We start from the raw sequence: 12,082 nt of genomic DNA on the forward strand, positions 1-12,082 counted from the left end.
CCGGAGATCGAACCGACGGGGGAAGGAGCCGGACCTGAGCGGCGTCGCGAGCATCGGAGAATGGTCGGTATGAGCGCACGGGTCTTTCTCGAACTGCTGGCCAGGGAGGCTTCGGCGGTCGAGTTCGAGGGGCCCGTTCTCTCGGCGAGGACCGGCGGGGTCGGCGCGGAGGCGCTGGCGGAGCTGGAGGAGACCAAGCTCGCCGCGCTGAAGGTGCGGGCGCTGCTGCGGCGCAGGGCGAAGCGGGAGGCGGAGCTGTCGGCGCTGTTCGACACGGCGGGCGACCTGGCCGGGCTGCGGGACCTGGACGCCGTCCTGGAGGCCATCGTGCACCGGGCCAGGCAGCTGCTCGGCACCGACGCGGCCTACATGACCCTGCACGACCCGGAGCGGGGCGACACCTGGATGCGGGTGACCGACGGCTCGGTGTCGGCGAAGTTCCGGGCGCTGCGGCTGGCCATGGGCGCGGGGCTCGGCGGGCTGGTGGCCCAGACCGCCACCCCGTACTCGACCGCCGACTACTTCGCCGACGAGCGCTTCCGCCACAAGACCGACATCGACGACGCGGTGCTCGAAGAGGGGCTGGTCGCCATCCTCGGCGTACCGCTCAAGCTGGGCGCCCGGGTGATCGGCGTGCTGTTCGCGGCCAACCGGAGCGTGCGGCCCTTCACCCAGGACGAGGTCGTGCTGCTGGGCTCGCTGGCGGCGCACGCGGCGGTGGCGATCGACAACGCCCGGCTGCTGCAGGAGACCAGGAACGCGCTGGAGGAGCTCAGCGAGGCCAACCGGCAGGTGAACGCGCACAGCCAGGCCGTGGAGCGCGCCGCGCTCGCGCACGACCGGATGACCGGCCTGGTGCTGCGCGGCGGCGGGGTCGAGGACGTGGCGGCGGTGGTGACGGAGGTGCTCGGCGGCTCGCTGACGGTGCTCGACGACGCCGGGCACCCGATCGCCGGGGACGCGGGCGTGCTGGAGGAGGGCGCGCTGGGCGAGGCGGCGTCCGACCAGCCGGCGTCCGGCCAAGAGACGGGATCGAGAACGGGATCGGGGACGAACTCGGGGACCGGCCGGAGACCGGGCTCGAAGCCGGCCGCCAGGCGAGGGACGCGGAAGGCCGCGGACGTGATCGCGGACGCCGCGCGGTCGTCGAGGGCGCTGGGACGCACCGTGCGGCAGGGAGACCTGCTGGTCGCGTCGGTGGACGTGGGCGCGGAGCCGCTGTGCACGCTGGTGCTGCGCAACGGCGGCCAGGTGTCGGACGCCGACCAGCGCATCCTGGAGCGGGCCGCGCTGGTGACCGCGTTGCTGCTGCTGTTCAGGCGTACGGTGGCCGAGGCGGAGGGCCGGGTCAGGGGCGAGCTGCTCGACGACCTGATCTCGCGGCCCGCCCTCGACGGCCTGGCCGACCGCGCCCGGCGGGTCGGGGTGAACCTGGACCACGACCACGTGGTGGTCGTGGTCCGCCACGGCGGCGGGCGGGAGCGGGCAGCGTTCTGGGCGTCCTCCCAGGCGACGCTGCACCACGGCCTCGCCGCGCAGCGCGGCGACGAGGTGGTCCTGCTGCTTCCCGGGGACCGGCCGGGACCCCTGGCCAAGCGGGTGGCGGCCGAGCTGAGCGCCTCGCTCGGCCACCCGGCCACCGCGGGCGCCGGAGGGCCCGTGCGCGGCACCGCGGAGGTGGCCGCCGCGCACCGGGAGGCGCAGCGCTGCGCCGACGCCCTGGTGGCCCTGGGGAGGGCCGGGGAGGGCGCCGGAGCCAGGGAGCTGGGCTTCGTCGGCCTGCTCGTCAGCGAGGGGCGCGACATCGGGGCGTTCCTCGCCTCGGCGCTCGGCCCGGTGATCGACTACGACGCCCGCAGGGGCACCGCGCTGGTCCAGACGCTCACCGCGTACTTCGGCACGGGCGGCTCGCTGTCGCGGACGAGCGAGGCCCTGCACATCCACGTCAACACGGTCACCCAGCGGCTGGACCGGATCGGCCAGCTGCTCGGCGACGACTGGCAGGCCCCCGAGCGGGCCCTGGAGATCCAGCTCGCCCTGCGCCTGCACCGGCTCAGCGGCTGATCCGGCCGCCGGCGGGCCTCGCGGCGGGGCGGCCTCACACATCCACATAGGGCGCCCGTCGGCTATGGCGGTCGTACCCATAGGAGTGACGCCTACCACTACGTACGGTAGCCGGAATCCCCCCCAACAGCGATTCCCCTTGGTGAGTGAGATGGCAGAGAAAACCCGTACCCCCATCGGAAAGATCGTGGGTGCCAGCCTCGTCGGCACCACGATCGAGTGGTATGACTTCTTCCTGTACGGCTCCGCCGCCGCGCTGGTCTTCCCGCAGCTGTTCTTCCCCCAGTCGGAGCCGCTGACGGGCACCCTGCTGGCGTTCCTGACCTACGCGGTGGGCTTCGTGGCCCGCCCGCTGGGCGCGCTGGTCTTCGGGCACTTCGGCGACCGGATCGGCCGCAAGAAGCTGCTGGTGGTCAGCCTGCTGATGATGGGCGGGGCGACCTTCCTGATCGGCTGCCTGCCGACCCACGCGGCGATCGGCATGGCGGCGCCGCTGCTGCTGACCCTGCTCCGGCTCGTCCAGGGCTTCGCCCTCGGCGGCGAGTGGGGCGGCGCGGTACTGATCGTCTCCGAGCACGGCGACGCAGCGCGCCGCGGCTTCTGGGCCTCCTGGCCGCAGGCGGGCGCCCCCGGCGGCAACCTGCTGGCCACCGCCGTGCTGGCGGTGCTGGCCGCGGTCCAGACGGAGGAGGCGTTCGTGAGCTGGGGCTGGCGGATCCCGTTCCTGCTCTCCGGCGTGCTGGTGCTGGTCGGCATGTGGATCCGGCTCTCCATCAGCGAGTCGCCGGTCTTCCAGCAGGCGGTCGCGAACGCCAAGCCCTCGAAGTCCCTGCCGATCGTCGAGGTCTTCAGGTACCACTGGCGCGACGTCCTCATCGCGATCGGCGCCCGCTTCGCGGAGAACGTCTCCTACTACGTGATCACCGCGTTCGTGCTGGTCTACGCGACGGCGCAGGCCGGGCTGGCGAAGCCGGTCGTGCTCAACGCGGTGCTGATCGGCTCGGCCATCCACTTCGTCTCGATCCCGATGTGGGGGGCGCTGTCCGACAGGCTGGGCCGCCGGCCCGTCTACCTGCTCGGCGCCGCCGGGGTGGGGCTGTGGTCCTTCGCGTTCTTCCCGCTGATCGACACGAAGAACTTCGCCGCCGTCACCCTGGCGGTGACCGTCGGGCTGATCCTGCACGGCGCGATGTACGGCCCGCAGGCCGCGTTCTTCTCCGAGCTGTTCGCCACGAGGATGCGCTACTCGGGCGTCTCGATCGGCTCGCAGCTCGCCTCGATCGTCGCGGGCGCCCTCGCCCCGCTGATCGCGGTCGCCCTGCTGGACGCCTACAAGTCGTCGCTCCCCGTCACGCTGTACGTGGCCGGGGCCGCCGTGCTCACCCTGATCACCGTGTACGTCTCGCGCGAGACCCGTGGCCGCGACCTCGTCACCATCGGCACCCACGACGAGGCCGAGACCACTCGCTGACCGGTACGGAGAGACATCTGATGCGCATCGAGAACCGGCCGGTGCCCACCGGCCGGATCACCCAGAACGTCCTGTCGGTCACCGGGAACGACCAGAACGCCGGAAACACTCTGGAAAGCGGCGAGACCGTGCTGTTCGTGCACGGGAACGTGTCGAGCGCCGCCTTCTGGCGGGGCACGCTGCTCGCCCTCGCGGAGGCGGGCCACCGGCCGCTCGCCGTGGACCTGCGGGGCTTCGGCGACACCGAGCCCGCCCCTGTCGACGCCACCCGCGGCCTGCGGGACTACTCCGACGACGTGCTCGCCCTCCTCGACGCCCTCGGGCTGGACGGCGTGCACCTGGTCGGCTGGAGCATGGGCGGCGGGGTCGTGCTGCAGGCGCTGCGCGACCGTCCGTCCGCCGTGCGGAGCGTGACCCTGGTCAACCCGATCTCCCCGTACGGCTTCGGCGGCACGCACGGTGCCGACGGCGTGCTGAACCACCCCGACGGCACGGGCGGCGGGGCGGGGGCGGCCAACCCCGACTTCGTGAAGCTGCTCGCGGAAGGGGACACCTCGGACGGCTCCCCGGTCTCGCCGAGGAACGTGATGCGGACCACGTACGTGAAACCCGGCACGGTGATCGAGGACGAGGACGCCCTGGTCGCGTCGATGCTGTCCACGAGGGTCGGCGAGGACCACTACCCGGGTGACGCGGCGGCGTCGGAGGAGTGGCCGGGGGTCCGTCCCGGCACGCGGGGCGTGCTCAACTCGTTCGCCCCGACGCACTTCCGGATCGACGACCTGCACACGATCGACCCGAAGCCGCCGATCCTGTGGATCAGGGGCGAGGCCGACGTGATCGTCTCCGACACCTCGCTGTTCGACCTGGCCCACCTGGGCGCCCTGGGGGCCGTCCCCGGCTCGCCGGGCACCCCCGCGCAGCCGATGGTCACCCAGACCCGCGCCGTCCTGGAGCGGTACGGCCCGTACACCGAGATCGTCCTGGACTGCGGCCACAGCCCGCACATCGAGCGGCCCGCCGAGTTCCGCTCCGCCCTCTCCGACCACCTGAAGCGGAGCTGACGATGCACAGTACCCATGGCGACGCTTCGCGTCGCGGTTCGGCCGCTCGAACCCGGCTCCTCGGTCCGGTCCCCGGCGCGACCTCACGTACCAGAACGGCCGCGGGATTCGCCGCCGCCGGCCTCGCAGCCCTGGTGGCCCTGTCCGGGGCGCCGGCGGCGAGCGCGGGGACCTCACCGGCGCACTGCGCCCGGCTGGACCGGGTGGCGGTGCCGGGTGCCGAGCACCAGGTGAAGGCCTGCCTGGACGACCTCACGACGGCCGGCACGACCGTCTCCGGGCACACCGACCCGGCCGACTGGGCGGGCCTGCACCCGGCGGGGGCGGTCAACCCGAAGGGCGTGCCCGGCATCCAGGTCGACGGCTACTTCCCCGACACCTCGACCTCCAACACGACGCACGGCTGGAACCACGACTCGCAGTTCGTCCTGCGGCTGCCCGACGACTGGAACGGCGGGCTGGTGGTCACCGGCACCCCGGGCAACCGGGAGCAGTACGCCAACGACTTCACCGTCTCCGACTGGGCGCTGGCCAAGGGCTACGCCTACGCGGTGACGGACAAGGGCAACGTCGGCGCCACCTTCTACAAGGACGGCCGCCGGCCCGGTGACGCGGTCGCCGAGTGGAACGACCGGGTCACGCAGGTCGCGATCGCGGCCAAGGCCGTCGTCGCCCAGCGCTACGGCAGGCTTCCCGAGCGGACCTACGCCGCGGGCATCTCCAACGGCGGGTACCTGGTCCGCTGGCAACTGGAGAACCGGGCCTGGCTGTATGACGGCGGTATCGACTGGGAGGGCACGCTCTGGCGGGTCAAGGGCGACAACCTGCTCAACTACCTGCCCCCGGCGCTGCGGGCCTACCCGGCGGGCGACACCCAGGCGATGTACGACGCGGGTTTCGCCCGCGGCTCGGAGTTCCTGTGGCCGTTCCACCACCAGTACTACTGGGACCTGACCCAGCGCGTCTACCGTGAGGAGCTCGACCCCTCCTTCGACGGCGACACCGACGCGGGCACCCCCTTCTGCGCCTCGGGAACCCCTGCCTGCGACGCCGACTACGACTACGACGCGCGCAAGCCGTACGCGGCGGTGAGGAAGATCGGGCTCACCGGCCGGATCGGCAAGCCGCTGATCACGATCCACGGCACGCTGGACACGCTGCTGCCGATCTCCCGCTCCGGCGACGTCTACGCGGACATGGTCGGCGAGCACCGGCCGTTCCGCTACTACCGGATCACCGACGGCACCCACGTGGACAGCCTCTACGCCTCCTACCCCGACAGGCTCCGCCCGCTGCTGCCGTGTTTCCGCAGCGCGTTCGAGACCCTGGAGGGCTGGGTGGAGCGCAGGCAGAGCCCGCCGCCGAGCGCGACCCTGCCGAGGCCCTCGACCGGCGACCTGCCCAACGAGTGCCGGCTGAGCCTGTGACACCACCCGTGTGACACGCCACCCGTGTGACGCACCGCCCGGCACCACACCGCCCCCCGACGGGGCGGGTGGCGCCGGGCGGATGTCAGTTGAGCATGTAGCGCCGCCGGACGGTCCTGGTCACCCGGACCGCGTTCCTGACCAGCGGTATCCGCAGCGCGACCCGCTTCAGCAGCGGGTACCAGGGCTCGGAGAGCCTGGCGGCGGCGGACCTGTGGATCTCCACCCGGCCGCCGCGGTTCATCTCCACCTTGAAGCGGAGCCCGGTCTCCTTGCCGTCCACCCGCAGGAACGGCGCCCAGACGCCCGGCGCGAGAAACCCCTCCCGGTACGCCAGCCGGGTCGGGATCTTGGCGATCAGCCGCCCGGCCAGTTCCCCGGGGACGCCGGGTTCGACCAGCGCGGGGGCGGCGACCTCGCGTTCCCTGCCCGCGGTCTGGCGGAACACCAGCTCCGCGGGCGGCCCCCCGCTCGGCGGCACGTACGGCACGGGCACGACGACGAAGACGTGCTTGCGCTGCCTGATGACCGTCGTACCCGGGGAGACGAGGACGATCGACTCGGGGAACGAGCGCGGCTCCACGCAGATCCCCAGCTCCCCCCGGTCGGACCACCAGGGGACGATCAGCCGCTTGGAGCGGTCGGCGACCATCCCGGTGCAGTTCAGCGGCGACCCGGTCACCCGGGTGCGCGCCTGCTGCGCCCCTCCGTACATGCGCACGTGTATCTCCCAGAGCCCGGGGGGCAGCGGGCCGCCCATGGCCGCCGAGTCGACGTCCAGCCGGGCCTCGCCGGTGACCTGGAGCCTGACCCCGTTGCGGTGACGGCTGCGGATCATCGAGCACTCCGAGGGCAGGAAGTGGACGTCCCCGGTGTCCTCGTGCCTGATGTAGACCTCGAACCGCGCCCTGGCGGCGGCCTGGCTGACGTCGGCCATCTCGGGCGGCAGGCGGAGCCCGTCGAGGGGGACCGGAGGCTGCCAGAGCAGGCCGTCGTTCCCGTACGGGACGAAGCGCATCGGGGTGCCGTCGGCCTGCATGATCTCCACGGTGAGCCCCAGGGCGAGCGCGCCGTCGTCCCAGGTGAGGGCCTCGAGGTCGGCCTGGAGGCGGACGCCGCGCATGGCCCCGGCCAGGACGACGAGCTGGTCGAGCCTGCCCGCGCGGAGCAGCGCGGCGCGGGCCCGCAGCGGGACGGGCAGCAGGAGGTCGAGGTGCGGGGGGAAGCGCTGGACCACCAGCTCGCGCAGGGTGGTGAAGGTGGCCGCCCGGCCCGTGGAGGAGGTGACGAACCTGCCCCCGCCGAGCCGCCGCAGCACCGCGGTGCGGAACCACTGGGCGTACATCCGGTCGCGCCGGCGTCCCTCGGGCACCTCGTCGTCGATGATGTCGAGCAGCTCGCGCAGTTCCGCGGCCCAGACGTAGGGGTCCTGGGGCGGGTCGGGCCGCTCGGTGACGTGGCAGCAGACCCGGCCGGCCATGACGACGACTCTCCCGGCCCGCAGGTAGGCACGGAGCGCGAAGGCCTGCTCGGCCAGGCATCCGCCGGGGTCGGAGAAGTTCAGCGCCTCGGCGTCGAGGAAGGCCCTGCGGAAGAGCTTGTGCGGGGTGAGCAGCGTGAGCAGCCGGTCCTCGACGATGTCGGCGTTCTCGCGGTCGGTGTCGAAGACCGTGGAGGGCGGCCTCTGGTCGCTGATCAGCCGCCCGAGGAGGATGTCGGCCCCGGTCCCCACGGCGCGCGAGTACATGCGCTCCAGAGCGTCCCGCTCCAGGCGGTCGGTCTGGTTCAGCAGGTAGACGTACCTGCCCCTGGCGACCATGAGGGCGACGTTGCGGCCGCGCATCGGCGAGCCGGTCCGCTCGAGGTGGAGCACCCTGACGTTCGACCGCGCCGCCGCCAGGGTGTCGAGGCGCTGCCGGGTCCCGTCGTCGGAGCCGTCGTCGGCGAAGATGACCTCGTAGTTCTCGGAGGCCATCGACTGTTCCAGCACCGACCGGATACAGGCGTCGGCGCCATCACCGGGGTTGTGCACCGGCACCACCACGCTGACCTTCACGTCCATGCGGCCAAGGGTGCGGCGCGCGGCGCCGGGAGAAGGTCAGACTTGCCGACTCCTGGTCTCTCAGTACCAGCCTTTGGCCTGGGAATGGGCCCACGCGCCGCAGGGCGAGCCGTAGCGGCCCTTGATGTAGGTGAGCCCCCACTCGATCTGGGTCGCCGCGTTGGTCTGCCAGTCGCTTCCGGCGCTGGCCATCTTGTGGCCGGGGAGGGACTGCGGGATGCCGTAGGCGCCACTGGAGGTGTTCATGGCGCGCTCGTTCCAGCCGCTCTCCTTCATCCAGAGCTTCTCCAGGCAGCCCCACTCGCCGGCCCAGCCCCTGGCCTCCAGCATCTGCTTGCCCAGCGCCCTGTTGCCGGTCGGGTTGGAGGTGCCCGGGGGGAGTTGCTGCGGGTTGAACCCGCCGCCGCCCGGAGCCTCGTCAACGATCTTGACCTGGTTGAGGGCCTTGCGGTTCTCGCGCTCGGCGGCGATCTTGTCGGCCTTGAGCGCCTGGGCGGCCTGGGCCTTCAGCATGTCGGACTCCAGGTCGGAGCCGAACGGGTCGGAGCCGAGCATCTTTGACATCTCGTCCAGGGTGAGCGGCTTCGTCGGCGGCGCCGAGGCGTTCTGCACGGCGGTGTAGGCGGTGAAGGCGCCTCCGCCCACCAGGACCACGAGCGCGGCGCCCAGGATCAGCGCGCGCTTGGAGGTCATACCGCGCTTCGAGCTGGGACCGTCGAGGCCCTTCCCCTTGGCCGCCCTGCGGTTCGTGCGGCGAGGGCGGGGCGCCGAGCGCTCCTTCAGTTGCTGTGATCCTGGACTCACGACCTATGAGCTTGCCGTGGGGAGGGGGGTGGTCCGCAACCGAAACGGCGGAGTTGGTCGGCGTCGGTCGGCGTCCGGCCAGGTTCGCCGGGGTTTCTCACGACCTAACCGCCAGGCCACGAGCCCTTTCCCGGCAAGGAAAGCCTGGGAGTGATTTTGCTCACATTTTGCCGTACGGGGTCTCTTGACCCCCTTTAGTGATCATGGAATTGCCCGAATCGTGGTCTGACCACCACGTTCAGGTACTGTTTGCCTTATGTCTGGGTTTTGTGACCCGGCAGATCCATCCGAGCCTTGGGAGAATGATTACCCGGTGGCAGGCATCCTCCTCGTCGAAGACGATCCCTCGGTCCGTACCGGGTTGGAGCTCGCGCTCACCCGGCAGGGCCACTCCGTCACCGCCTACGCCAGCGGTGAGGAGGCCCTTGAGCACATCAGGTCCCGCCGTCCGGAGATCGCCATCCTGGACGTCATGCTGCCCGGCATCGACGGCGTCGAGGTGTGCCGCCGCATCCGCAGGCTCGACCAGCTGCCGGTGATCCTCCTCACCGCCAGGGGCGACGACCTCGACGTGGTCGTGGGACTGGAGGCGGGGGCCGACGACTACGTGGTCAAGCCGGTCGAGCCCCGGGTGCTGGACGCCCGCATCCGCGCCGTCCTGCGCCGGATGGAGTCGGTCGCCTCCGACCGCATCACCTTCGGCGACCTGGTCATCGACCGGGGCGCGCTCAAGGTGGCGCTGGGGGGCCGCGAGGTCCACCTCACCCCCACGGAACTGCGCCTGCTGCTCGAACTCGTCCGCCACCCCGGTCAGGTGCTCAACCGCAGGTATCTGCTGCGGGCCGTCTGGGACCACACCCACGTCGCCGACTCCCGGCTGGTCGACGCCTGCGTCCAGCGGGTCCGCGCCAAGATCGAGGCGGTTCCCGCCGAGCCCGAGTTCATCCACACGGTACGGGGATTCGGCTACCGGTTCAGCCCGCCGTGAAGCGGACGTTCCCCCCCTCGAAGCGGACGTTCCCTCCTTCGGTGCGGCGGATGTACACCGGCCTGCGCGGGCGCCTGGTGATCACCTTCACCCTGATCGCCGTCACAGCCTCCGCGGTCGTCGCGGGAATCGGCTACGAGTTCGTCAAGAACAGCATGATCAGGCGGGCCGAGCACGTGGCCGTGAAAGAGGTGCGCGACATCCTGGAGGGCAGCAGGCTGCCCGTCGGCGCGCTCTGGCCGGGAGACAGCCCGCCGACCGACGAGGAGATCAGCGCGCTGCAGAAGAGCCTGCGCCCCCAGGGCGGCAGGGTGGTGGTCCGCTACGAGAACTACCCCTACCCCGACGGCGACTTCGGCCCCAAGGACGTCCCCGACGACCTCGCCGCCAGGGCCACCCAGCGGATGGTCGCCAAGCGCATGACCATCGGCGGCGACATGTGGCTGCTCATCGGCACCCCCGTCTGGCGGATCGAGCCCATACACACCGCCCAGCCCACCGGAATGACCGTCTTCGTGTTCGCCCCCCTCATCGAGGAGGAGCGGCTCCTGAACGGCCTGCGGCAGCCGCTCGCCGTCGCCGGCGCCGCCATGCTGATCATCGCGCTGTCCCTGGGGCTGGTGTCGGCCCGCCAGCTGCTGCTGCCGGTCAGGCGGCTCGGCTCGGCGGCCCGCGCGCTCGGTGCCGGCCACCTCGACACCCGCCTGCCCGTACACGGCCAGGACGAGCTCGCCGAGCTCACCGCCACGTTCAACGACACCGCCGCCGCCCTGGAGCGGAGCGTCACCGAGCTGCGCGCGCTGGAGGCGATGTCCCGCCGCTTCGTCGCCGACGTCTCCCACGAGCTCAGGACCCCGCTGACCGCGATGACCGCGGTGACCGACATGCTCTCCGAGGAGGCCGACCGGCTGCCGCCCGAGCCCGCGGCGGCCGTGCGGCTGGTGCTGCGCGAGATCGCGCGGCTGCGCACCCTGATCGAACAGCTCATCGAGGCGAGCCGGTTCGACTCGGGGACGGCCACGCTGAACATGGACACCGTGAACATCGTCGACGTGGTCTGCGACTGCCTGGAGATGCGCGGATGGTCGGACCGGGTACGGGTGAACGTCCCCGAGGGACTGACCTTCTCCGTCGACCCCAGGCGCTTCGACGTCATCGTGGCCAACCTGGTGGGCAACGCCCTGCGCCACGGTGAGCTCCCGGTGATGGTGACCGCCCGCAGCACCCCGAACGGCCTGGAGGTGAAGGTGCGCGACCACGGCAAGGGCATCCCCGCGAAGGACCTGCCCTTCGTGTTCAACCGTTTCTACAAGGCCGGAGCCCGGGGTGACGGCAGCGGGCTCGGCCTGTCCATCGCGCGGGCCAACGCCCAGCTGCACGGGGGCACGATCTCGGTCCGCGCGCAGCGGCCGGGCACCCTCTTCACGGTCTGGCTCCCCCCGGCATGAGACGGCCCACCCGCCCGTACGCCCCGGGCACGGGCGAGCTCACCGGCCCGGCCGCCCCCGGTGGGAGAAGGCTCACCCGCCCGGCCGTCCCCGGCACGAGACGGCCCGCCGGCGCGAGGTGGTTCGCCTGCCTGCTCGCCGCCCTGGTGCTCTGCGGCTGCGGCATCTCCCCGACCGACGTCCAGGACTACGGCCACCCGCCGGTGATCAGCTACAGCCCCACGTGGGTGACGGTCTATCTGCTCCGCGACGGCCGGTTGGAGCCCGTCAAGGTCCCGGTGGTCTCCGACTCGGCCAAGAACATCATCGACACCCTGTTCCGGGCCGGCAAGCAGCCGCCGAAGGCGGGGCTGACCAGCGCGCTCAACGACTTCAGCCACTACGACACCAAGACGACCCGCTACTCGGACAACACCGACCAGCGCAACGAACCGGACGACAACCTGGGCTACCGGCTGAACGTGATCATCACGGGTGAGGGCAAGGTCTCCAAGGAGGCCCTCGCCCAGATCACCTGCACCATCCGGCAGAACAAGCAGGAGAGCATCTGGAGCGTCGAGGTCACCCGCCTCTTCCCCGGCACCCCGGAGACGATGGGCGACCGGGGCTGCTTCGAGTACCGCAATCTCGCGGCGCCCGGCGTGCGGCTGCCGCCCTGAGGGTCCCGCCCCGCCCCGTCACCGCGAGAGACTCTCACCACGAGAGACCCGCACCGAGAGACCGTGTTCACGAGAGACCCGGCGCCGTAACGCGC

General features: G+C 71.8%; 9 protein-coding genes. 7 read left to right on the top strand and 2 right to left on the bottom strand.

Going from position 1 to position 12,082, the window contains the following annotated elements:
* The first annotated feature begins 69 nt into the window (after positions 1-69).
* From ACVCAG_RS27075 to ACVCAG_RS27090, 4 genes are all read left to right on the top strand, one after another.
* The gene (locus ACVCAG_RS27075; RefSeq protein WP_447190495.1) at positions 70-2,064 is read left to right on the top strand and encodes a helix-turn-helix domain-containing protein; all 1,995 of its coding nucleotides are present in this window, start codon (positions 70-72) and stop codon (positions 2,062-2,064) included.
* Between the two features lie 151 nt (positions 2,065-2,215).
* A complete protein-coding gene (locus ACVCAG_RS27080) occupies positions 2,216-3,535 on the top strand; it encodes an MFS transporter (RefSeq protein ID WP_440085613.1) in 1,320 nt (439 codons plus the stop codon).
* 20 nt (positions 3,536-3,555) lie between these two features.
* Positions 3,556-4,599 carry an alpha/beta fold hydrolase gene (locus ACVCAG_RS27085; protein ID WP_440085614.1) on the top strand — a complete coding sequence of 348 codons (1,044 nt, stop codon included), beginning with the start codon at positions 3,556-3,558 and terminating at the stop codon, positions 4,597-4,599.
* A 2-nt stretch (positions 4,600-4,601) separates the two neighbouring features.
* Entirely contained in the window at positions 4,602-6,026 is a 1,425-nt protein-coding gene (locus ACVCAG_RS27090; protein WP_440085615.1) for a tannase/feruloyl esterase family alpha/beta hydrolase, read from the top strand.
* Positions 6,027-6,111: 85 nt separating this feature from the next.
* Here the strand turns inward: ACVCAG_RS27090 and ACVCAG_RS27095 are convergent, their stop codons facing one another.
* Entirely contained in the window at positions 6,112-8,088 is a 1,977-nt protein-coding gene (locus tag ACVCAG_RS27095) for a glycosyltransferase family 2 protein (RefSeq protein WP_447190496.1), read from the bottom strand.
* Positions 8,089-8,148: 60 nt separating this feature from the next.
* Positions 8,149-8,892, bottom strand: coding sequence for an aggregation-promoting factor C-terminal-like domain-containing protein (locus ACVCAG_RS27100; RefSeq protein ID WP_440085617.1), 744 nt, complete (start codon positions 8,890-8,892; stop codon positions 8,149-8,151).
* Positions 8,893-9,205: 313 nt separating this feature from the next.
* Between ACVCAG_RS27100 and ACVCAG_RS27105 the strand changes: the two genes are divergently transcribed.
* From ACVCAG_RS27105 to ACVCAG_RS27115, 3 genes are read left to right on the top strand one after another with little or no spacing between them, the layout of a single operon-like run.
* The gene (locus ACVCAG_RS27105) at positions 9,206-9,880 is read left to right on the top strand and encodes a response regulator transcription factor (protein ID WP_344921373.1); all 675 of its coding nucleotides are present in this window, start codon (positions 9,206-9,208) and stop codon (positions 9,878-9,880) included.
* Between the two features lie 50 nt (positions 9,881-9,930).
* Positions 9,931-11,328 (top strand): ATP-binding protein, encoded by a 1,398-nt coding sequence (locus tag ACVCAG_RS27110; protein WP_440085650.1) that lies wholly within the window; start codon positions 9,931-9,933, stop codon positions 11,326-11,328.
* Positions 11,325-11,987, top strand: coding sequence for a hypothetical protein (locus ACVCAG_RS27115; protein WP_440085618.1), 663 nt, complete (start codon positions 11,325-11,327; stop codon positions 11,985-11,987). The genes ACVCAG_RS27110 and ACVCAG_RS27115 overlap by 4 nt, the downstream gene beginning before the upstream one ends.
* The last annotated feature ends 95 nt before the right edge of the window (positions 11,988-12,082 follow it).

The organism is Streptosporangium sp. G12 (genome assembly GCF_052983175.1).

Excerpts from the sequence above, each read along its gene's own strand:
- ACVCAG_RS27115 (WP_440085618.1), top strand. The coding sequence starts at position 11,325 with ATGAGACGGCCCACCCGCCCGTACGCCCCGGGCACGGGCGAGCTCACC.
- ACVCAG_RS27095 (WP_447190496.1), bottom strand. The coding sequence starts at position 8,088 with ATGGACGTGAAGGTCAGCGTGGTGGTGCCGGTGCACAACCCCGGTGAT.
- ACVCAG_RS27090 (WP_440085615.1), top strand. The coding sequence starts at position 4,602 with ATGCACAGTACCCATGGCGACGCTTCGCGTCGCGGTTCGGCCGCTCGA.
- ACVCAG_RS27080 (WP_440085613.1), top strand. The coding sequence starts at position 2,216 with ATGGCAGAGAAAACCCGTACCCCCATCGGAAAGATCGTGGGTGCCAGC.
- ACVCAG_RS27075 (WP_447190495.1), top strand. The coding sequence starts at position 70 with ATGAGCGCACGGGTCTTTCTCGAACTGCTGGCCAGGGAGGCTTCGGCG.
- ACVCAG_RS27110 (WP_440085650.1), top strand. The coding sequence starts at position 9,931 with ATGTACACCGGCCTGCGCGGGCGCCTGGTGATCACCTTCACCCTGATC.
- ACVCAG_RS27085 (WP_440085614.1), top strand. The coding sequence starts at position 3,556 with ATGCGCATCGAGAACCGGCCGGTGCCCACCGGCCGGATCACCCAGAAC.